The sequence below is a fragment of the Aeromicrobium sp. Leaf350 genome, assembly GCF_916858655.1.
Taxonomy (GTDB): Bacteria; Actinomycetota; Actinomycetes; order Propionibacteriales; family Nocardioidaceae; genus Aeromicrobium.
Genome location: NZ_CAKASL010000003.1, coordinates 416018 through 437496 on the forward strand (window position 1 = coordinate 416018; position 21479 = coordinate 437496).

A 21479-nucleotide genomic window follows, 5' to 3' on the forward strand; every position below is an offset into this window, starting at 1 on the left:
AGGTGAGATGGACGCCTACACCCCGATCCTGGTGCTGGGTGCCCTCGCGGCTGGATTCGCGGTGTTCAGCATCGCGATCGCCCCGCTGACGGGCCCGCGCCGCTACAACCGCGCCAAGCTCGATCGCTACGAGTCCGGCATCTCGCCGAGCCCCCTGCCGGAGGGCGGCGGCAAGGTCAGCGTCAAGTACTTCTTCACCGCGATGATGTTCATCGTCTTCGACATCGAGATCGTCTTCCTGTACCCGTTCGCGGTCGCGTTCGACCAGCTCACGTGGTTCGCGGTCCTCGCGGTGCTGCTCTTCCTCGTCAACCTCACGATCGTCTACGCCTACGAGTGGCGCCGCGGTGGAATGGAGTGGACCTGATGGGTCTTGAGGAGAAGCTCCCCAGTGGAGTCCTGCTGTCGACCGTCGAGGGACTGGCCGGCTACATGCGCAAGGCGTCGTTCTGGCCGGCCACGTTCGGCCTGGCGTGCTGCGCGATCGAGATGATGACGTTCGGCGCCCCGCGCTTCGACTCCTCCCGCTTCGGCATGGAGGTGTTCCGCCCCAGCCCGCGCCAGGCCGACCTGATGATCGTCGCCGGCCGCGTCAGCAACAAGATGGCCCCGGTCCTGCGCCAGATCTACGACCAGATGGCCGAGCCCAAGTACGTGCTCGCGATGGGCGTCTGCGCCAGCTCGGGCGGCATGTTCAACAACTACGCGATCGTGCAGGGCGTCGACCACGTCGTGCCGGTCGACATGTACCTGCCCGGCTGCCCGCCGCGGCCCGAGATGCTGATCGACGCGGTCCTGAAGCTCCACGACAAGGTGCAGCACACCAAGCTCGGCGTGAACCGCGAGCTCGAGATCCGCGAGCAGGAGACCGTCGCCCTCTCCGCCACCCCGACCCTCGTGCAGAAGGGTCTGCTCAGGTGACTCCGGAGAAGGACGAGACCCCCGGCGAGGAGGTCGTGCCGGCCGGCGCGCAGCCGTTCGAGGTCATCGACGTCCGCGAGGGATCCTTCGGCGTCCACGGATCCGGCGACACCAGCGGCTTCGGCGGGCTCAACACCACGATCGTCATGCCGCCGGCCAGCACCGCCCCGTTCGGCGGCTGGTTCGACGAGGTCGCCGAGCACCTCGAGGACGGCGTCTCGGGTGCGATCGAGAAGGTCGTCGTCGACCGCGGCGAGATCACCTTCCACATCGCCCGCTCGCACCTGCTCGAGACCGTGCGCCACCTGCGCGACGACCCGACGCTCCGCTTCGAGCTCTGCTCGTCGCTGTCCGGCGTGCACTACCCGAACGAGACCGGCCGTGAGCTGCACGTCGCGATCCACCTGCTCTCGATGAGCTTCCGCCGTCGCATCCGGGTCGAGGTGTCGGTGCCCGAGGGCGATCCGCACCTGCCCAGCATCGTGCCCGTGTACCCCACGGCCGACTGGCACGAGCGCGAGACCTACGACATGTTCGGCATCGTCTTCGACGGCCACCCCGGGCTCACGCGCATCCTCATGCCCGACGACTGGCCCGGCCACCCCCAGCGCAAGGACTACCCCCTGGGCGGCATCCCGGTCGAGTACAAGGGCGCCACGATCCCGGCCCCCGACCAGCGGCGGAGGTACAGCTGATGAGCGCCACGACCGACCCGTACGCGAGCACGACCGACTCCACCGACGGTCCCGTCTTCACCGTCACCGGCCAGGACTGGGACACGATCGACCCCTCCCTGGCCGACAGCGACCACATCGTCGTCAACATGGGCCCGCAGCACCCCTCGACCCACGGCGTGCTTCGCCTGGTCCTCGAGATCGACGGCGAGACCGTGACCGACGCCCGCGCTGGCATCGGCTACCTGCACACGGGCATCGAGAAGAACATGGAGTACCGCACGTGGACGCAGGGGGTCACCTTCTGCACCCGCATGGACTACGTGGCGCCGTTCTCCAACGAGGCCGCCTACGTCGCGGCGGTCGAGAAGCTCCTGCAGATCGAGGACCAGGTCCCGCAGCGCGCGATGGACATCCGCGTGCTGATGCTCGAGCTGAACCGCATCAGCTCGCACCTGGTCTGCCTGGCCACGGGTGGCATGGAGATCGGTGCCCTCACCGTCATGACGTGCGGCTTCCGCGACCGTGAGCTGATCCTGGACTGCTTCGAGGCGATCAGCGGACTGCGCATGAACCATGCGTACTTCCGGCCCGGCGGCGTCGCCCAGGACCTCCCCGACGACGGCCTGCAGCGCGTGCGCGACACGGTCGCCCTTCTGAAGAAGCGGCTCCCGGAGTACGCGGCCCTCTGCAACGCCAACCCCATCTTCAAGCGACGCCTCAAGGGCGTGGGCCACCTCGAGCTCGCGGGCGCGCTGGCGCTGGGCCTCACCGGACCGGTCGTCCGCGCCACCGGCTATGACTGGGACCTCCGCCGCACGCAGCCCTACTGGGGCTACGACACCTACGACTTCGACGTCGTCACGTGGGACGAGCCCGACGCCTACGGCCGCTTCCGCGTTCGCCTGGACGAGATGTGGGAATCCTTGAAGATCGTCGAGCAGGCGCTCAGCCGTCTTGAGGCCTCCCAGGGCGACCCGGTCATGATCGCCGACCGCAAGATCGCCTGGCCCGCGCAGCTCTCGGTGGGCGCCGACGGCCAGGGCAACTCCCCGGAGCACATCGCGCACATCATGGGCGAGTCGATGGAGGCGCTGATCCACCACTTCAAGCTCGTGACCGAGGGCTTCCGAGTCCCGGCCGGGCAGGTGTACGCGGCGGTCGAGTCGCCCCGCGGCGAGATCGGCTGCCACGCGGTCTCCGACGGCGGCACCCGCCCGTACCGCGTGCACTTCCGCGACCCGTCCTTCGTCAACCTCCAGGGCACCTCGATCATGAGCGAGGGCAGCATGATCTCCGACGTCATCGTCGCGATCGCGAGCATCGACCCGGTGATGGGCGGTGTCGACCGATGAGCGACAGTCACGGTGTCGACGACACGACGCTGGCCGAGCTGCGGCAGCTGATGGGGCGTTACCCGGAGCCGCGGTCGGCGCTGCTGCCCATGCTGCACCTGCTGCAGTCGGTCGAGGGGCACGTGACCGCCGGCGGCATCGAGACCTGCGCCGAGATGCTGGGCCTCACGGCCGCCGAGGTCTCGGGCGTCGCGACGTTCTACACGATGTACAAGCGCCGCCCGATGGGCCGGCACCACGTCGGCGTCTGCACCAACACGCTGTGCGCCGTGATGGGCGGCGACGCGATCTTCGAGCGGCTCTCGGAGCACCTCGAGGTCGGCAACGACGAGACGACCTCCGACGGCCAGGTCACCCTCGAGCGCGTCGAGTGCAACGCGGCCTGTGACTTCGCGCCGGTCGTGATGGTCAACTGGGAGTTCTTCGACGGCCAGGACCCGAGCAGCGCCGTCGACCTGGTCGACCGCCTGCGATCGGGCGAGGGGGTCGCGTCGCCTCGCGGCGCCACCATCACGTCGTGGCGCGAGGCCGAGCGCGTGCTCGCGGGCTTCGAGGACGGCCGGGCCGACGAGGGTCCGGCCGCCGCCGGGGCCTCGCTCGCGGGCCTCGAGATCGCGAACGAGCGTGGCTGGTCGGCGCCGAGCAGCGAGGCCGGCTCCCACCCAGCCACGACGAGCGTCGCGGGCGAAGCCCCCGACGCGAGCAAGGCGAGCGCTTCAGCGCGAGCCGACACGTCGCGCGCCGAGTCGGAGACGGTCGCCGAGGAGTCCGAGGTCGACGTGGAAGGTGGCGGCTCCGGCGGGGGTTCCGGGCCACGGGCGGAAGAAGGCAGAGATGACTGACGTGCTGACACCCGTGCTGAGCGCGGGATGGGCCGACGACCGGGCCTGGACCCTCGAGGCGTACACCGCCCGCGGTGGCTACCGCGCGCTCGGCAAGGCGCTCGAGATGGCACCGGCCGACCTCATCGAGCTCGTCAAGGAGTCCGGTCTGCGCGGCCGTGGCGGCGCCGGCTTCCCCACCGGCATGAAGTGGTCGTTCATCCCGAAGGACAACCCCAACCCGACCTACCTGGTCGTCAACGCCGACGAGTCCGAGCCGGGCACCTGCAAGGACATCCCGCTCATGATGGCGAGCCCCCACACGCTGGTCGAGGGCGTCATCATCGCCTCGCGCGCGATCGGCGCGCAGACGGCCTTCATCTACGTGCGCGGTGAGGTGCTGCACGTCGTGCGGCGCCTGCGGGCGGCGGTGCGCGAGGCCTACGAGGCCGGCCACCTCGGCACCGACATCGGTGGCTCCGGCCAGAACCTCGAGCTCGTGGTCCACGCCGGTGCCGGCGCCTACATCTGCGGCGAGGAGACGGCGCTGCTCGACTCGCTCGAGGGCCGCCGCGGCCAGCCGCGGCTGCGGCCGCCGTTCCCCGCCGTCGCGGGGCTGTACGCCTCGCCCACCGTGATCAACAACGTCGAGTCGATCGCCTCGGTCCCGGCGATCGTCGACCACGGCATCGAGTGGTTCGGCTCCATGGGCACCGAGAAGAGCAAGGGCTTCACGCTCTACTCGCTCTCCGGCCACGTGAAGCGCCCCGGGCAGTACGAGGCCCCGCTCGGCATCACGCTGCGCGAGCTGCTCGAGCTCGGCGGCGGGCTGCGCGACGGCTCGGAGCTCAAGTTCTGGACCCCGGGCGGGTCGTCCACCCCCATCCTCACCGCCGAGCACCTCGACGTCCCGCTCGACTACGAGGGCGTCGGCGCGGCCGGCTCGATGCTGGGCACCAAGGCCCTGCAGGTCTTCGACCAGACGACGTCGGTCGTGCGCTGCGTGCTGCGCTGGACCGAGTTCTACAAGCACGAGTCGTGCGGCAAGTGCACCCCGTGCCGCGAGGGCACGTGGTGGCTCGTCCAGGTGCTGCGGCGCCTCGACTCCGGCGAGGGGCGCACCGGCGACATCGAGCTGCTGCAGGAGCTCTGCGGCAACATCCTCGGCCGCTCGTTCTGCGCGCTCGGCGACGGCGCCACGAGCCCCATCACCTCGGCCATCCAGCACTTCCGCGACGAGTTCGAGGCCGGCATGCACACCCCGTCGAGCGAGCTGTTCCCGCCCGCAGCGTCGACCCTGTTCGCCGCGGAGGTGACGGCATGACGCTCGAGGCCAATCCTGAGGCACAGGCTCCCGCCGAGCTGGTGACCGTCACGATCGACGACGTGGGCATCAGCGTCCCCAAGGGCACGCTCGTGATCCGCGCGGCCGAGCTGCTCGGCATCGAGATCCCGCGCTTCTGCGACCACCCGCTGCTGGAGCCGGTCGGCGCGTGCCGACAGTGCCTCGTCGACGTGCCCGACGCGGGCAACGGCCGCGGGTTCCCCAAGCCGCAGGCCTCCTGCACGATCGAGGTCGCTCCCGGCATGGTCGTGCGCACGCACGCCACGTCCGAGGTCGCTGCCGCGGCGCAGCGCGGCACCCTGGAGTTCCTGCTCGTCAACCACCCGTTGGACTGCCCCGTCTGCGACAAGGGCGGCGAGTGCCCCCTGCAGAACCAGGCCATGAGCCACGGCCGCGGCGAGTCGCGCTTCCACGAGACGAAGCGCACCTTCGCGAAGCCCGTGCCGGTCTCGGCGCAGGTCCTGCTCGACCGCGAGCGCTGCGTCCTGTGCGCCCGGTGCACGCGGTTCTCCGACCAGATCGCGGGCGACCCGTTCATCGCCCTCGTCGAGCGCGGCGCGAGCCAGCAGATCGGGGTCGGGCCCAGCACCGACCACCGCGGCTCCGACGACACGACCGGTACCGAGCCGTTCCACTCCTACTTCTCCGGCAACACGATCCAGATCTGCCCCGTCGGAGCCCTGACCAGCGCCGACTACCGCTTCCGGTCGCGCCCCTTCGACCTCGTCTCGGTGCCGTCCGTCGCCGAGCACGACGCGTGCGGCGCTGCCGTCCGCATCGATCACCGCCGTGGTGCGGTGATGCGCCGCCTCGCCGGTGATGAGCCGGAGGTCAACGAGGAGTGGATCAGCGACAAGGACCGCTTCGCGTTCACCTGGACCCGTCAGGACGATCGCCTCCGCACGCCACTGGTCCGCGACGAGAACGGTGAGCTCCAGCCCATGTCGTGGCCGGGCGCCCTGGCCGTCGCCGGGAGGCTGCTCGAGGGCGTCCGGGGATCCGTGGGCGTGCTGCCCGGCGGTCGCCTGACACTCGAGGACGCCCACGCCTGGTCGGCCTTCGCCCGCATCTCGCTCGGCACCAACGACGTCGACTTCCGCTCCCGCGCGGTGGGCCCGGAGGAGGCCGACTTCCTCGCGGCCCACGTCGCCGGTCGCGGCCTGGACGTCACCTACGCGGACCTCGAACGCACTCGGCGCGTGGTGCTCGTGGCGCTCGAGCCCGAGGACGAGGCGTCCGCCATCTTCCTGCGCCTGCGCAAGGCGGTGCGGGCCCGTGGTCTGAAGGTCGTCACGATCGCGAGCCATCGCAGCCGGGGCAGCGAGAAGCTCTCCGCCGAGCTCGTCCCGGCCGTGCCGGGTCACGAGACCGAGGCCCTGGCAGCGCTCGACCTCGGAGCCGGCGACGTCGTCCTCGTCGGTGAGCGTGCCGCCCTCGTGCCCGGGCTCCTCTCGGCCGTCGCGGCCCTGAACGGCCCCCGCATCGCCTGGGTGCCACGACGTGCCGGCGACCGCGCCGCGGTCGAGGCCGGCCTGCTGCCCAACCTCCTGCCCGGCGCTCGTCCGGTGACCGAGGCCGAGGCGCGCGCCGACCTGGCGGCCGCCTGGCAGGTCGCCGGGATCCCCGGCATCCGCGGGCGTGACGTCGTGGGCATCGTCGACGACGCCGCCGACCACGCGCTGCAGGGTCTGGTCGTGGGCGGCGTCGAGGTCGGCGACCTTCCCGATCCGGCCCGTGCACGCGCCGCCCTGGCCGGAGCCCAGGTCGTCATCAGCCTCGAGGTGCGCCGCAGCGAGGTCACCGACCACGCCGACGTCGTGCTCCCGGTCGCCCCGCCCGTCGAGAAGTCCGGGACGTTCGTGACCTGGGAGGGCCGTCGCCGGCCGTTCGACACCGCGCTGCACGAGCCGGGGTCGGTCACCGACACCCGCGTGCTCGCCGGCATCGCGGAGGAGATGGGTCGCCCGATCGGCTTCCGCACCACGGCCGACGCCCTCGCCGACCACGACTCGGTCGGGCGCTGGGACGGTCAGCACCCCGAGGGTCCGTCGGCCGCGGCTGCGGCCCCGACCCGCCCCCCGGCCGGTCACGTGGTCGTCTCCACCTGGCGCCAGCTCGTCGACGACGGCCGCGGTCAGGACGGACAGGCCGAGTACAAGGCCACGGCCCGCCGTCCGGTGGCCCGCGCCAGCGCCGCCACCTGGTCGTCCCTCGGCGTCGCTGCCGGCGGCACGGTCGTGCTCGGGGGTTCCGCGGCCTTCCCGGCCGTGGTCGACGACCTCCCCGACGACGTCGTGTGGGTGCCGGGCAACAACGGCGTGAACCTGCGCGAGCTGGGCCTCGGCCACGGCAGCACCACCACCGCCGGATCCGGGGACGACGCATGAGTGACGTCTTCGGGAACGAGCCCTTCTGGGTCGTGGCGCTGAAGGCGCTGCTGATCTTCGTGATCCTCGTGGTCTACACGCTGTTCAACATATGGCTCGAGCGCCGCGTCGTGGCCCGCATGCAGCACCGCGTGGGCCCCAACGTGCACGGTCCCTTCGGCCTGCTGCAGAGCCTCGCCGACGGCGTGAAGCTCGCGCTCAAGGAGGACATCGTCGTCAAGGCGGCCGACAAGGTCGTCTACGTCCTGGCCCCGATCCTCGCGACGATCCCGGCGTTCCTCGCGTGGTCGGTCATCCCGTTCGGGCCCGAGGTCACGATCCCGTTCACCGACACGGTCACGCCGCTGCAGCTGACCGACATGCCGGTCGCGGTGCTGTACGTCCTCGCGGTCACCTCGATCGGCGTCTACGGCATCGTGCTCGCCGGCTGGTCGTCCGGCTCGACCTACGCCCTGCTCGGCGGCCTGCGCTCGAGCGCCCAGGTCATCAGCTACGAGGTGGCCATGGGCCTGAGCTTCGTGACGGTCTTCCTCTACGCCGGCTCGATGTCGACCTCGGAGATCGTCTCGGCCCAGACCGACCTCTGGTACTTCCTGCCCCTGCTGCCGTCGTTCGTGGTGTACCTGATCTCGATGGTCGGCGAGACCAACCGCGCCCCGTTCGACCTCCCGGAGGCCGAGGGCGAGCTCGTCGGCGGCTTCCACACCGAGTACAGCTCGCTGAAGTTCGCGCTGTTCTTCCTGGCCGAGTACATCAACATGGTCACGGTCTCGGCGCTCGCGACCACGCTGTTCCTCGGCGGCTGGCGGGCCCCGTTCGGCATCGCCCAGGTCTGGGAGGGCGCGAACGAGGGCTACTGGCCAGTGCTGTGGTTCCTCGGCAAGACGCTGTTCTTCATCTTCCTGTTCATCTGGCTCCGCGGCACCCTGCCGCGCATGCGGTACGACCAGTTCATGGCCTTCGGCTGGAAGGTCCTGATCCCGTTCTCGCTGGCCTGGATCTTCGTCGTCATCGTGCTGCGGAAGCTGCAGAACGAGGGCTCGATCGACGAGGTCGTCGTGAACTGGGCGGGCGTCGCCGTCGCGGTGCTGCTGATCGCGTTCATCGCCCTGCGCCGCGACAAGCCCACCCCGGACCGGCCCGACCCGGCCACCGGCTCGGCCGCCGACGGCTACCCGGTGCCGCTCCCGTTCGACGACTCCGAGAAGGAGAGTGCCCGATGAGCGAGCGCCAGCGAGCGAGCCGGTGGCTCCTCATCGCGATGCCGCCATACCGTTCTTTCCTCATGGAGGTGTCGCGATGAGCATCAAGGGCAACCTGTGGGACCCGGTCGCCGGGTTCGGCGTCACGTTCCGCACGATGTTCAGGAAGGTCGTGACGGAGCAGTACCCGTTCGAGAAGGTGCCCACGGCGCCGCGCTTCCACGGTCGGCACCAGCTCAACCGCTGGCCCGACGGCCTGGAGAAGTGCGTCGGCTGCGAGCTGTGCGCCTGGGCGTGCCCGGCCGACGCGATCTACGTCGAGGGAGCCTCGAACGACGAGTCGGCCAACGGCGAGGGTCGCTTCAGCCCGGGGGAGCGGTACGGCCGCGTCTACCAGATCAACTACCTGCGCTGCATCCTCTGCGGCCTGTGCATCGAGGCGTGCCCCACGCGCGCGCTGACGATGACCAACGAGTACGAGCTCGCCGACGACAACCGCGAGGCACTGATCTACGAGAAGTCCGACCTGCTCGCCCCGCTGCTGCCCGGCATGACCGAGCCGCCGCACGCGATGCAGATCAGCGACGACCACCACGACTACTACCGCGGAAAGACCCTCCCGATCGTCGAGGCCGACACGGGGACGAAGGAGTGACGGCCTTTGGGGTCGTGGCGCCGATCATCGTGATCGCCGCCCTGGGCCTGCTCTTCGCGCGCAAGGCGGTGCACGCCGCCCTGGCGCTGGCCGTCGTGATGATCGGCCTCGCGGTCCTGTACGCCGCCAACGGAGCGCCGTTCCTGTTCGCGGTGCAGATCATCGTCTACACCGGCGCCATCATGATGCTGTTCCTGTTCGTCGTGATGCTCGTGGGTGTCGAGTCCGGCCCGGAGGCCGTCTCCGACCCGATCCCCGGCCAGCGGGTCGCCGCCTCGTTCGTGGGTCTCGCGTTCGGCGTCATGCTCGTGATCGGCGTCGGCCAGGTGCTGGCCAACGGGTTCTCGGCGCCGGTCGCGGCCGTCGAGGACGAGAACGTCGAGGGCCTCGCGGCCCTGATGTTCGGTCCGTACGTGCTGGCCTTCCAGTTCACGGCCGCCCTGCTCGTGACCGCGGTGCTCGGTGCGATGGTGCTGGCGCACCAGGACCGCCTCACCCCGAAGGCCAGCCAGGCCGAGCTCGCCGCGCAGCGGGTGCGTGACTTCGGGGCCGACGGCAAGCACCCCGGCAACGCGCCGACCCCGGGCGTCTACGCCCGGCACAACGCGGTCGACGTGCCCGCGCTGCTGCCCGACGGCACTCCGCTGGAGTCCTCGGTGCCCGGCAGCCTCGTGAAGCGCGGCCAGGTCATCCGCCCGCCCGTCACCGGGCCGGGACTCGGTGAGGGCAACGGCGAGGCCGGCGGGGGTTCCGGGCCACGGGCGGACGGCGAGGCCGGCGGGGGTTCCGGGCCACGGGCGGACGGCGAAGCCGGCGGGGGTTCCGGGCCACGGGCGGAAGGAGAGCAGAGTGAGTGACCTGCTCAGCCTGTCGATGATCCTGTTCACGATCGGCGCCGTGGGCGTCCTCGTGCGCCGCAACGCGCTGATCGTGTTCATGTGCGTCGAGCTCATGCTCAACGCGACCAACCTGGCGTTCGTCGCCTTCGCCCGCGAGCACGGCAACCTCGACGGCCAGCTCGCCGCCTTCTTCGTCATGGTCGTCGCGGCGGCCGAGGTCGTCGTCGGCCTGGCGATCATCATCGCGATCCACCGGTCGCGGGGGTCCATCAGCGTCGACGAGGTCAGGCAGGTGCGCGGATGATGGTCTGGCTGCTCGTCGCGTTCCCCGCCCTGGGGGCCGCGCTGCTGCTGACGTGGGGCAAGGAGTCCGACCGGTTCGGGCACCTCATCGCGACCGCCGCCTCGGCCGCGTCGTTCGTCTGGGGCGTGGTGCTCTTCGTCCGGCTGCTGGGTCGCGACCACGACGACCGCACCGTGACGGACACGCTGTTCACCTGGATCTCCACGGGCGACTTCCACGTCGAGATGTCGTTCGTCTATGACCCCCTGGCGGCCCTCTTCGTGCTGCTCATCACGGGCGTCGGCACGCTGATCCACGTCTACTCGATCGGTTACATGGAGCACGACGAGCGGCGCCGCCGGTTCTTCGCGTTCCTCAACCTCTTCGTCGCGGCCATGCTCGTGCTGGTGCTCGCGGGCGACTACCTCGTGCTGTTCCTCGGCTGGGAGGGCGTGGGCCTGGCGTCGTACCTGCTGATCGGGTTCTGGCAGCACAAGCCCACTGCCGCTGCCGCCGCCAAGAAGGCGTTCGTCGTCAACCGCGTGGGCGACATCGGCATGGCGCTGGCGATCATGCTGATGTTCAAGGAGTTCGGCACGACCGAGATCGCCGCGGTCGGCGACTCGGTGGCCGGCACCGCGGCCAGCACCATCACGGCGCTCGGCCTCCTGCTCCTGCTCGGCGCGTGCGGCAAGTCCGCCCAGGTGCCGCTGCAGAGCTGGCTGCTCGACGCGATGGAGGGCCCGACGCCGGTCTCGGCCCTGATCCACGCGGCCACGATGGTCACGGCAGGCGTCTACCTCGTGGTGCGCAGCAACGCGATCTTCGACGCCTCCGAGACCGCGCGCACCGCGGTGGTGGTCGTGGGGCTCGTGACCCTGATCGCCGGTGCGATCATCGGTTGCGCGAAGGACGACATCAAGAAGGCGCTGGCCGGCTCCACGATGAGCCAGATCGGCTACATGATGCTCGCCGCCGGACTCGGTCCCGCGGGCTACGCCTTCGCGATCTTCCACCTCGTCACGCACGGCTTCTTCAAGGCCAACATGTTCCTGGGGGCCGGCTCGGTCATGCACGCGATGGACGACGACGTGAACATGCGGCACTACGGCGCCCTGCGCACGGCCCTGCCCGTCACGTTCGCCACCTTCGGCCTGGGCTATCTCGCGATCATCGGCTTCCCGGGGTTCTCGGGCTTCTTCAGCAAGGACAAGATCATCGAGGCCGCACTCGCGCACAACGTCTGGATCGGTCTGGCGACGGTCCTCGGCGCCGGCATCACGGCGTTCTACATGACCCGGCTCATGGCCATGACCTTCGCCGGCCAGAAGCGCTGGAAGGACGAGGTGCACCCGCACGAGTCGCCCCGCGTCATGACGGTGCCGCTCATGGTGCTGGCCGCGGCGTCGGTGCTCGGCGGCATCCTGCTGCTGGGCGACTGGATCACCGACTGGCTCGAGCCGGTCGTCGGCCACACCGAGCACGAGCACGTCGTGATCCTCGGCGCCGAGTGGCCGCCCATCGCGGTCTCCGCGCTGGTGACCGTCGTGGTGGCCGTGGGGGTCGCCCTGGCCTGGTTCACCTACGGCCGGCGCGAGGTCGCGGGCGAGACGCCCGAGAAGGTCTCGTTCCTGACCCGGTTCGCCCGCAACGACCTGTACGGCGACACCGTCAACGAGTGGGTCGCGGTGAGGCCCACCATGACCCTGGCCCGTGGCATCGCCCGCTTCGACCAGCACGGGTTCCACCGCGCCATCACCGGCGCCGTGGGCCTGATCGGTGAGGGTGCCAGCAGCATGCGCGCCTGGCAGAACGGCTTCGTCCGCTCCTACGCGCTCGGGGTGTTCGTCGGTGCGCTCGCGCTGACCCTGGCCCTGCTGGTGGTGATCTGGCGATGATCACCCTGCTCGCCGCGGTGCCGGTCGTCGGCGCCCTCCTCGTCACCCTGCTGCCGCGCGGCACGCGCTCCCAGCAGCTCCTGGCACGTCACGTGGCCCTCGGCGTCAGCCTCGTCGCGCTCGCGGTGGCCCTCGTGGCCGCCGCCCGCTTCGACGTCGGCTCCGGCGGCTACCAGATGGTCGAGGAGCACTCCTGGATCGAGCCCCTGGGCGCGTTCTACTCCGTCGGGCTCAACGGCATCGGGCTGACGCTCGTGCTGCTGACCGTGGTGCTGACGCCCGTCGTGATCCTCGCGGCCTACCGCGACGAGCTGCCCGGCAACCGCAGCGCGAACTCGTACGTCGCCTGGATGCTGGTGCTCGAGGGCCTGGCGATCCTGGTCTTCACCGCCACCGACGCCTTCCTGTTCTACGTCGCCTTCGAGGCGACGCTGGTGCCGATCTACTTCCTGATCGGCAGCTACGGCGGGCCCGGCCGGCAGAAGGCCGCCGTCACGTTCCTGCTCTACAACCTGCTCGGCGGCCTGCTGATGCTGGCCGCGATCGTCGGGCTGTACGTCGTGTCGTCCGACGCGGGGGAGGCCAGCTACCGCCTCGCCGACCTGGCCAGCATCCCGATGGACGAGACCACGGAGCGGCTGCTCTTCCTCGGCTTCATGGCGGCGTTCGCCGTCAAGGCACCGCTGTGGCCCTTCCACACGTGGTTGCCGGAGGCCGCGGCGTCCGCCACGCCGGCGACCTCGGTGCTGATGGTCAGCGTGATCGACAAGGTCGGCACGTTCGGCATGATCCGGTGGGGGCTCGAGCTCTTCCCGGGCGCCGCCGACTGGGCCTCGCCGACGATCATGGCGCTGGCTGTCGTGAGCATCGTCTACGGGGCGCTGGCGGCGATCGGCTCCACCGACATCCGCAGGCTCGTCGCCTACACGTCGGTCTCGCACTTCGGCTTCATCATCCTCGGCATCTTCGCGTTCACGCAGACGTCGACGACGGGCTCGGTGCTCTACATGTTCAACCACGGTCTCTCGACCGCGGCGCTGTTCCTCGTGACCGGCATCATGATCAGCCGTCGCGGCTCGGCGGAGATCTCCGCCTTCGGCGGCGTGCAGAAGATCGCCCCCGTGATGTCGGGCGTCCTGCTCGTCGCGGGCCTGTCGAGCCTGTCGCTCCCGGGCCTCGCGCCGTTCGTGAGCGAGTTCCTGGTGCTCGCGGGCACGTTCACGGTCAACGTCCCGCTCGCGGTCGTCGCCACGCTCGGCATCGTGCTCGCCGCGGTCTACGTGCTCGTGCTGTACCAACGCACGATGACCGGGCCCCTCACCGATCAGGCGAAGGTCGTCACCGACCTGACCGCCCGTGAGGTCGCGGCCCTCTCGCCGCTCGTCGTCGTCATCGTCGGGCTGGGGCTGTTCCCGCAGCCGCTGCTCGACCTGGTCAACCCGGCCGTGGCCGTCGTCCTGGGAGGTCTCCCGTGATCCCGGCTCCGGAGCTCGACTTCGCCCTGCTCTCACCGCTGCTGATCGTCGCGGCGGCGGCCCTGCTGGGCGTGCTCGTGGAGGCGTTCTGCCCGCGGGGCCCACGCTTCGTCGTGCAGACCGGCCTGGCGGCCGGCGCCAGCCTGGCCGCCCTCGGCGCGAGCATCGCCGTCTACGTGGCGGGCGACCTGGGCGTCACCGACGAGCCCGGTCGCACGATCGTCGCCGACGAGGCGGGCGTCATCACGTGGATGATGCTCGCGGTCTTCGGGCTGCTGGGTGTGCTGCTGTTCGCCGACCGCACGCTCGACGCCGGGCTCAGCGCCTTCACCGGTCGCGCCGCCGACCGGCCGGGATCGCCCGACGAGGCCGAGGCGATCCGCTTCCGCGTCGAGCACACCGAGATCTTCCCGCTGGCCCTGTTCGCGCTCCTCGGCATGATGATGTTCGCCGCGAGCTCGGACCTGCTCACGATGTTCGTCGCGCTCGAGGTCCTGAGCCTGCCGCTGTACCTGCTGTGCGGCATCGCCCGCCGGCGGCGCCTCGTCAGCCAGGAGGCCGCGCTCAAGTACTTCGTGCTCGGCGCGTTCAGCTCGGCGTTCTTCCTGTACGGCGTCGCCCTGGCGTACGGCTACTCCGGCTCGTTCGCGATCGGCGCGCTGGGTGAGGTCCACGACGACACCGAGCTGCGGATCGCCGCGGTGGGTCTGATGGCCGTCGGCCTGCTGTTCAAGGTCGGCGCGGTGCCGTTCCACGCCTGGACCCCCGACGTCTACGTCGGGGCACCGACCCCGGTCACGGCGTTCATGTCGGCGGGCACCAAGGCGGCGGCCTTCGTGGCCCTGATGCGCGTGCTGTTCGCCTCGACCGAGGTCGACTGGCAGCCGACCGTGGCGGTCGTCGCGGGCCTGACGATGCTGGTCGGCTCGCTGTTCGCGATCGCCCAGAGCGACGTCAAGCGGATGTTGGCGTACTCCTCGGTCGCCCACGCGGGCTTCCTGCTGACCGGTGTCCTCGGCGGCAGCGACGCCTCCGCCGTGCTGTTCTACCTCGTGACGTACGGCCTGGCCTCGATCGGCGCCTTCGCGGTCGTGATGCTGGTGCGCGACGCCGGCGGCGAGGCGACGGCGACGACCCGCTGGGCCGGACTCGGACGACAGAACCCCGTCCTGGGCGTCAGCTTCGCGGTCTTCATGCTGTCGTTCGCGGGCATCCCGTTGACCGGTGGCTTCATCGGCAAGCTGTCGGTGTTCGTCGAGGCGGGACGGGCCGGCTACTGGCCCGTCGTGGTCCTCGGCGTGCTCGTCAGCGCGATGGCCGCATTCTTCTACGTCCGCATGATCACCGTGATGTTCTTCACCGATCCCGACGGTCTCGCGGTCGCCTCGGGCGCGAAGATCACCACCGCGGTCGTGGTGGTGGCAGCCGTCGGTACGGTGATCCTCGGCATCGCTCCGGGCCCTGTGCTTGAGTTGGTGCAGCAAACGGGCTCCCTGATCCCTTGACGGGTGCCCTCGACCGACCAGGAGGCGCCGTGACGACCGTGGGGCAGCCAGCAGGCTCAGGGCCGACCCCGTCGTCCGCGCTGCCCGTCACGGTCGAGGACCCGGCCCTGGAGGCGCGCATCCTCGCGGGGGTCTCGGAGATCGAGCGTCAGCTGGCCGACGCCGCGCACAGCGACGAGCCGTTCGTCGCCGAGGCCGCGACGCACCTGCTCCGCGCGGGCGGCAAGCGCTTCCGGCCGCTGCTCGTCACGCTGGCTGCCGAGTTCGGCGACCCCGCCGCCCCGGGGGTCGTGCCGTCGGCCGTCGTGGTCGAGCTGACCCACCTGGCCACGCTGTACCACGACGACGTCATGGACGAGGCCGACAAGCGCCGCGGTGCGCTCAGCGCCAACGCGCGCTGGGACAACACGCTCGCCATCCTGGTCGGTGACTTCCTGTTCGCGCAGGCCTCCGAGATCGTCGCGTCCCTCGGTCCCGAGGCCGTCCGCATCCAGGCCCGCACCTTCTCCCGGCTGGTGCACGGCCAGATCCGCGAGACGATCGGCCCCGGCGAGTCCGATCCGCTCAAGCACTACCTCGAGGTCGTCGCCGACAAGACCGGCTCGCTGATCGCCACCGCGGCGCGCTTCGGCGCCATGATGGCGGCGGCTCCGGTGGAGGTCGAGCGGGCGCTGACCGAGTTCGGCGAGCGCATCGGCGCCGCCTTCCAGCTGCGCGACGACATCATCGACATCGCCAGCGAGACGGGGGAGTCGGGCAAGACCCCCGGCACCGACCTGCGCGAGGGAGTGCCCACGCTCCCGGTGCTGCTGGCGCTGCAGTCGTCCGACCCGGCCGACGCGCGCCTGCGTGAGCTGCTGTCCAAGCCGCTCGTCGACGACGACGAGCACGCCGAGGCCCTCGTGGCGCTAAGGGCCCATCCCGCGATGGACGAGGCGCGCGCCTACGTCCACGCCGAGGCCGACGCCGCTCGCGCCCTCCTGCACTCGCTGCCCGACATCCCGGCCCGCGCCGCGCTCGAGCAGCTCTGCGACGCCGTCGCCACCCGCCTGGGCTGACCCTCTCCCAGATTTGCGCCGAGTCGTGCGCTTTGCGCGGCGCAGTCACGCACATCTCGGCGCAATTCTCGGTGGCGTCCTCAGACGGGGACGGGCTCGACCGGGACGGGGCGCTTGCGGTTGCGCAGGGCGTCGGTCGTGAAGAGCGCGAGGGCGAGCCAGACGAGGCCGAAGCCCGCCCACCGAGGGCCGGTCATGGCCTCGTCGAACACCAGCAGGCCCAGCACGAACTGCAGGGCGGGTCCGAGGTACTGCAGGAGCCCGATCGTCGAGAGCTTGAGGCGCGTGGCGGCCGCGCCGAACAGCAGCAGCGGGATCGCGGTCACGACGCCGGTGCCCGCGAGCAGCAGCGCGTTGCCCGTGCCCGCGTGGCCGAACGCGAGTGATCCCTGCACGCCGAGCCACACGAGGAACGCGAGCGCGAACGGCGAGAGCAGCAGCGTCTCGACGCCGAGGGTCTCGATCGTGCCGAGGTCGACCTTCTTCTTCAGGAAGCCGTACGCCGCGAACGAGAAGGCCACGGCGAGGGCCACGAGGGGCAGCCGGCCGTAGTCGACCGTCAGGATCACGACGGCGACGAAGCCGATCGCGACCGCCGTCCACTGCAGCCGGCGCAGGTTCTCGCCCAGCACGAACACGCCGACCAGCACCGTGACGAGGGGGTTGATGAAGTAGCCCAGCGAGGTCTCGATGACCCGGTCGTTCGTGACGCCGTAGATGAAGGCGCCCCAGTTGACCGCGATGACGACCGACGCGAGGAACAGCAGCACCACGAGGCGCGGCTGTCGCAGGATCTCCAGGAACGACCCCCAGCGCCGGGTCACGGTCAGCAGCAGCCCGACGAACACGAGCGACCAGACGACGCGGTGGGCGAGCGCCTCCAGCGGATCCGCGGGATCCAGCAGCGGCCAGTACAACGGCATGAAGCCCCAGAACAGGTACGCCGCCACGCCGTAGGCGATGCCGCCCGTGCGCTCCTTCGTCTCCTCCGCCACGAGAGCAGTCAACACCCGGTGAGGTCGCATCGTGCAACCGGATGACGGTTGACCCCCGAGCGACGTCTCGGCGGGCTAGCCTGCGGGCATGATCGCGGCCGACGACTTCGAGGCGTACGACACCTCGCACCTGGCGGTGCTGGCGATCTTCGCGATCGGCATCGTCGCGGTGGTGCTCGCGGGGCGGGCGCGACGCGGCACTCCCGCTGCCGCCGCGGCCTCACGCGCGGGGGCGGTGGCCGTCGCCGCCGTCACGATCCCGCTGCAGGTCCTGCAGTTCACGCCCGACGAGTGGAACCTGAACACCTCGCTGCCGCTGCAGCTGTGCGACCTCGCCTGGATGGTCGCGGTGCACGCGCTCTGGACCGGCAACCGCACCACCGCGACGATCACGTGGCTGTGGGGCCTGACCCTGACGATGCAGGGCATGCTGACGCCGGACCTGTCGTCGCCGTTCCCCGAGCCGCGGTTCCTGATGTTCTGGGCGATGCACGTGCTGATCATCTGGGCGGGGTTCTGGCTGGTGCCCGGCCTCGGGATCGGGCCGACCTGGCGCACCTACCGGCGGGCGGTCGCGGCGACGCTCGTGTGGCTCGTCGGGGTCTACGCCTTCAACGTCGCCGCCGGCACCAACTACGGCTACGTCAACCGCAAGCCGCAGCGGGCCTCGGCGCTCGACCTGCTGCCGGAGTGGCCCTGGTACGTGGCGGTCGAGATCGTGGTGCTGACGGTCGTCTGGGCGCTGCTCGTGCTGCCCTGGGCCCTCCGCCACCCCCGGAGCGGTGAGCCAGAGACCTCTCCCGCCCCCGGGCGGTGAGTTACCGACGTGTTCGGCCTCCGGGCGGTGAGCTAGAGACGTGTGGGGACCCCGCACACGTCCCTATCTCACCGCCCACCCGCGTGACACGTCCCTAAGTCACCGCCCGGGGTCAGGGGCGGCGCAGGAGGGGGCCGCGGTGGACCTTCTTGTTGCTCGCCTGGGCCAGGGGGCGCACGACCAGCAGGTCGACGTTGACGTGCGGCGGCCGGCCCACGACCCAGCCGATCGTCTGCGCGATGTCCGCGGCCGTGAGCGGGTCCTCGACGCCGTCGTAGACCGCGTCGGCCCGCTCCTGCGAACCGAGCCGCACGAGGGAGAACTCCTCGGTGTGCACCATGCCGGGAGCGATCTCGGTGACGCGGATCGGGCGCCCGTTGAGCTCCAGGCGGAGCGTCTCGGTGGCCGCCGCGACGGCGTGCTTGGCGGCGACGTACCCGCCGCCGCCCTCGTAGACCCAGTGCCCGGCGGTCGAGCCGATGTTGACCACCGTTCCCGCACCGCTCGCGTCGAGCGCCGGCACGAGGGCGGAGGTGACCTGCACCGTGCCGATCACGTTGATCTCGTACATCCGGCGCCACTGGTCGACGTCGGACTCCGCGACGGGGTCGACGCCGAGGGCGCCTCCGGCGTTGTTGACGAGCACGTCGAGCGTGTCGCCCACCGTCTCGGCGAGCCGGGCGACGTCGGCGGCGTCGGTCACGTCGCAGCTGACGGCGGTGCCACCGATCTCGGCAGCGAGGGACTCGAGGCGGTCGAGCCGCCGGGCCGCGCAGTAGACGTGGAAGCCCGCAGCGGCGAGCTCACGGGCGGTCGCGGCGCCGATCCCGCTACTGGCCCCGGTCACGACGGCGGTTCGCATGTTCGTCATGCGTCCATCGTCGCGCGCCGGGGCCCGCAGCGGATCGAGGGGGTCAGCGAGCAGCGCCCTGCAGCGAGCCCGTGACCTCGGGGTTCTCGGTGTCGACGATCAGGCACGAGACCAGACGGTCGTCGAGCTGCTCCCACGAGGCCTCGGTGGGGGCGAGGTAGGTGAAGTCGAGCACCGAGGTGTCGTACGGCGCGCCGACGAAGGGCTCGAAGGCGTCGAGGCAGGCGGCGTCGGCCTGCTCCTCGACCGCGGGTGCGCCCGGGAAGTCGTCGCCGTCGATCTCGACCTCGTGGTACGCCTCGGCCTGGTGCGGCTGGTCGCACGGAAGGGCCGAAAGGGTCTCGACCTCGGTCGAGTTGGCCGACTCGTCCGGGAAGTTGTAGCAGTCGCCCACCTGGATCTCGAAGACGCTCGCGTCGTCGTTGCGCTCGGTGACCGAGCCCTCCTCGTCGCGCTGGGTCTCGGTGGCGGTGTCGGAGCAGGCGGACAGGATGAGGCCGGAGAAGGCGATGGCGGCCAGCGTCAGCAGGCGGCGAGATGTCGTCATGGCGGAATCGTAGGCGACGCACAGGTCAGGGAGGTGGCGATTCGCCGATTGCCAGGTGTGAGCGATGATGGGGAGGTGAGTGTTCGACGGGTGGCGATGCTGTCGGCCCACACCTCGCCCCTGGCCCAGCCCGGCGACGGTGACGCCGGCGGCATGAACGTCTACGTGCTGGAGCTGTCGCGACGGCTCGCCGCGCTCGGCGTCGAGGTCGAGCTGTTCACCCGTGCGACGTCGCGCCACCAGGAGCCCTTCGCCGAGGTCGCCCCCGGCATCACGGTGCGTCACGTCGCCGCCGGCCCGTTCGAGGGGCTGCGCAAGGAGGACCTGCCGGCCCAGCTCTGCGCCTTCGTCCGCGACGTCCTGCGGGTCGAGGCCGAGCACGGCCCGCACTACTTCGACCTCGTGCACTCGCACTACTGGCTCTCGGGCCAGGTCGGCACCGTGGTCCGCGAGCGCTGGGGCATCCCGCTCGTGCACTCGATGCACACCATGGCGAAGGTCAAGAACGCCCGCCTCGCGGAGGGTGACGCCCCCGAGCCGCGTGGTCGTGTCTGGGGCGAGGAGGAGATCGTGCGCCTCGCCGACCGTCTCGTGGCGAACACCGACGACGAGCGCTCCCAGCTCGTCGACCTCTACGACGCCGACCCGGCCCGGGTCGACGTCATCCACCCGGGCGTCGACCTCGCCCGGTTCCGTTCGGGCCGCCAGGCCGAGGCGCGGGCCCGCCTGGGCATCGACCCGGACGCCGCGCTCGTCCTGTTCGCCGGACGCATCCAGCCGCTCAAGGCGCCGGACCTCGTCGTGGCGGCCGCGGCCCGCCTCGTCGCCGACGACCCGTCGCTGCGCTCCCGCCTCCAGGTCGCCGTCGTCGGCGGCGCCTCCGGCTCGGGTCTCGACCGGCCGACGGCGCTCGCCGAGCTGACCCACACCCTGGGGCTGGACGACCTGGTCCGCTTCGTCCCCACCGTGCCGCAGGACGTGCTCGCCGACTGGTACGCCGCGGCCACGGTCGTCTGCGTGCCGTCGCACAACGAGTCCTTCGGGCTGGTCGCGATCGAGGCGCAGGCGTGCGGCACCCCCGTGGTCGCGGCCCGCGTCGGCGGTCTGCCGACCGCGGTCTCCGACGGGGTCAGCGGGCTGCTGGTCGACCGGCAGGACCCGGCCGATTACGCCGCCGCGCTGCGCCCCCTGCTCGTCGACCGGGGCCTGCGCGACGCGATGGGTGCGAAGGCCGTCCTGCACGCCGAAGGGTTCGGCTGGGACACCACGGCGGCCCGCACCCTGGAGTCCTATGCCGCCGCTCGGGAAGGTTCCCTCCATGTCCGCACGTGACGTCATCGCCCAGGCCCTCACCGACTCCGAGATCGAGCACGTCGAGCACAGCCCCGGCGTGTTCGAGGTCGACCTCCCGGGTGAGCGCAAGCTCAAGACCAACGTGCGGCTCGAGGTGGGCAAGCACGCCCTCGGCATCCACGCGTTCGTCGCGCGGCGACCCGACGAGAACCACGAGGTCGTCTACCGGTGGCTGCTCGAGCGCAACCTCAAGATGTTCGGGGTCGCGTTCGCCGTCGACTCCGCCGGTGACATCTACCTCGACGGGCGCATCCCGCTCGACGCGGTCACCGCCGACGAGGTCGACCGGCTGCTAGGCGCAGTGCTGACGTACTCCGACGAGTCGTTCAACACGATCCTCGAGCTCGGCTTCGCCTCCTCGATCCGCAAGGAGTGGGCGTGGCGCGAGTCCCGCGGGGAGTCCACGCGCAACCTCGACGCCTTCACCCACCTCCGTCCGAAGCCCGAGGACTCCAGCCCCAACTGACCGCCGGGGTCG

At 70.9% G+C, this 21479-nt stretch carries 21 protein-coding genes; 18 read left to right on the plus strand and 3 right to left on the minus strand.

Features of this window, described 5'->3' with window-relative positions; all coding sequences use genetic code 11:
• The first annotated feature begins 7 nt into the window (after positions 1–7).
• From LO931_RS15620 to LO931_RS15690, 15 genes are all read left to right on the plus strand, one after another.
• Entirely contained in the window at positions 8–367 is a 360-nt protein-coding gene (locus tag LO931_RS15620) for an NADH-quinone oxidoreductase subunit A (RefSeq protein WP_229054769.1), read from the plus strand.
• Positions 367–921 carry an NADH-quinone oxidoreductase subunit B family protein gene (locus tag LO931_RS15625; RefSeq protein WP_229054770.1) on the plus strand — a complete coding sequence of 185 codons (555 nt, stop codon included), beginning with the start codon at positions 367–369 and terminating at the stop codon, positions 919–921. Before LO931_RS15620 ends, LO931_RS15625 begins: the two co-directional genes overlap by 1 nt.
• Complete coding sequence (locus LO931_RS15630) at positions 918–1616, plus strand: NADH-quinone oxidoreductase subunit C (RefSeq protein WP_304523518.1); 699 nt, start codon at positions 918–920, stop codon at positions 1614–1616. Before LO931_RS15625 ends, LO931_RS15630 begins: the two co-directional genes overlap by 4 nt.
• A complete protein-coding gene (locus LO931_RS15635) occupies positions 1616–2950 on the plus strand; it encodes an NADH-quinone oxidoreductase subunit D (RefSeq protein WP_229054771.1) in 1335 nt (444 codons plus the stop codon). Before LO931_RS15630 ends, LO931_RS15635 begins: the two co-directional genes overlap by 1 nt.
• The gene (gene nuoE, locus LO931_RS15640) at positions 2947–3792 is read left to right on the plus strand and encodes an NADH-quinone oxidoreductase subunit NuoE (RefSeq protein WP_229054772.1); all 846 of its coding nucleotides are present in this window, start codon (positions 2947–2949) and stop codon (positions 3790–3792) included. The genes LO931_RS15635 and nuoE overlap by 4 nt, the downstream gene beginning before the upstream one ends.
• A complete protein-coding gene (gene nuoF / locus LO931_RS15645) occupies positions 3785–5095 on the plus strand; it encodes an NADH-quinone oxidoreductase subunit NuoF (protein ID WP_229054773.1) in 1311 nt (436 codons plus the stop codon). Before nuoE ends, nuoF begins: the two co-directional genes overlap by 8 nt.
• The gene (locus LO931_RS15650; protein WP_229054774.1) at positions 5092–7503 is read left to right on the plus strand and encodes an NADH-quinone oxidoreductase subunit G; all 2412 of its coding nucleotides are present in this window, start codon (positions 5092–5094) and stop codon (positions 7501–7503) included. Before nuoF ends, LO931_RS15650 begins: the two co-directional genes overlap by 4 nt.
• A complete protein-coding gene (gene nuoH, locus LO931_RS15655) occupies positions 7500–8726 on the plus strand; it encodes an NADH-quinone oxidoreductase subunit NuoH (protein ID WP_229054775.1) in 1227 nt (408 codons plus the stop codon). The genes LO931_RS15650 and nuoH overlap by 4 nt, the downstream gene beginning before the upstream one ends.
• A gap of 76 nt (positions 8727–8802) precedes the next feature.
• The gene (gene nuoI, locus LO931_RS15660) at positions 8803–9360 is read left to right on the plus strand and encodes an NADH-quinone oxidoreductase subunit NuoI (RefSeq protein ID WP_229054776.1); all 558 of its coding nucleotides are present in this window, start codon (positions 8803–8805) and stop codon (positions 9358–9360) included.
• Positions 9357–10217 carry an NADH-quinone oxidoreductase subunit J gene (locus tag LO931_RS15665; RefSeq protein ID WP_229054777.1) on the plus strand — a complete coding sequence of 287 codons (861 nt, stop codon included), beginning with the start codon at positions 9357–9359 and terminating at the stop codon, positions 10215–10217. The genes nuoI and LO931_RS15665 overlap by 4 nt, the downstream gene beginning before the upstream one ends.
• A gap of 16 nt (positions 10218–10233) precedes the next feature.
• Complete coding sequence (gene nuoK, locus LO931_RS15670) at positions 10234–10503, plus strand: NADH-quinone oxidoreductase subunit NuoK (RefSeq protein WP_229055155.1); 270 nt, start codon at positions 10234–10236, stop codon at positions 10501–10503.
• Positions 10500–12380 (plus strand): NADH-quinone oxidoreductase subunit L, encoded by a 1881-nt coding sequence (nuoL, locus tag LO931_RS15675; RefSeq protein WP_229054778.1) that lies wholly within the window; start codon positions 10500–10502, stop codon positions 12378–12380. The genes nuoK and nuoL overlap by 4 nt, the downstream gene beginning before the upstream one ends.
• Positions 12377–13855, plus strand: a complete 1479-nt coding sequence (locus LO931_RS15680; RefSeq protein WP_229054779.1) for an NADH-quinone oxidoreductase subunit M — start codon at positions 12377–12379, stop codon at positions 13853–13855. The genes nuoL and LO931_RS15680 overlap by 4 nt, the downstream gene beginning before the upstream one ends.
• Positions 13852–15360 carry an NADH-quinone oxidoreductase subunit NuoN gene (gene nuoN, locus LO931_RS15685; protein WP_229054780.1) on the plus strand — a complete coding sequence of 503 codons (1509 nt, stop codon included), beginning with the start codon at positions 13852–13854 and terminating at the stop codon, positions 15358–15360. Before LO931_RS15680 ends, nuoN begins: the two co-directional genes overlap by 4 nt.
• Positions 15361–15398: 38 nt before the next feature.
• Positions 15399–16418 (plus strand): polyprenyl synthetase family protein, encoded by a 1020-nt coding sequence (locus LO931_RS15690; protein WP_304523525.1) that lies wholly within the window; start codon positions 15399–15401, stop codon positions 16416–16418.
• An 80-nt stretch (positions 16419–16498) separates the two neighbouring features.
• Here the strand turns inward: LO931_RS15690 and rarD are convergent, their stop codons facing one another.
• Positions 16499–17413, minus strand: coding sequence for an EamA family transporter RarD (rarD, locus tag LO931_RS15695; protein ID WP_229054781.1), 915 nt, complete (start codon positions 17411–17413; stop codon positions 16499–16501).
• 88 nt (positions 17414–17501) lie between these two features.
• Here rarD and LO931_RS15700 point away from each other — a divergent pair, with 88 nt between their 5' ends.
• The gene (locus tag LO931_RS15700; protein WP_229054782.1) at positions 17502–18230 is read left to right on the plus strand and encodes a TIGR02206 family membrane protein; all 729 of its coding nucleotides are present in this window, start codon (positions 17502–17504) and stop codon (positions 18228–18230) included.
• 112 nt (positions 18231–18342) lie between these two features.
• Here LO931_RS15700 and LO931_RS15705 read toward each other — a convergent pair whose 3' ends face one another.
• Both LO931_RS15705 and LO931_RS15710 read right to left on the minus strand, forming a co-directional pair.
• Entirely contained in the window at positions 18343–19101 is a 759-nt protein-coding gene (locus LO931_RS15705; protein WP_229054783.1) for an SDR family NAD(P)-dependent oxidoreductase, read from the minus strand.
• A 43-nt stretch (positions 19102–19144) separates the two neighbouring features.
• Positions 19145–19648, minus strand: a complete 504-nt coding sequence (locus LO931_RS15710; protein ID WP_229054784.1) for a septum formation family protein — start codon at positions 19646–19648, stop codon at positions 19145–19147.
• Between the two features lie 75 nt (positions 19649–19723).
• Between LO931_RS15710 and mshA the strand changes: the two genes are divergently transcribed.
• Together mshA and LO931_RS15720 are read left to right on the plus strand one after the other, a co-directional pair.
• Complete coding sequence (gene mshA, locus LO931_RS15715; protein WP_370636150.1) at positions 19724–20980, plus strand: D-inositol-3-phosphate glycosyltransferase; 1257 nt, start codon at positions 19724–19726, stop codon at positions 20978–20980.
• Positions 20967–21467, plus strand: a complete 501-nt coding sequence (locus tag LO931_RS15720; RefSeq protein WP_229054785.1) for a YbjN domain-containing protein — start codon at positions 20967–20969, stop codon at positions 21465–21467. The genes mshA and LO931_RS15720 overlap by 14 nt, the downstream gene beginning before the upstream one ends.
• Positions 21468–21479 lie beyond the last annotated feature (12 nt).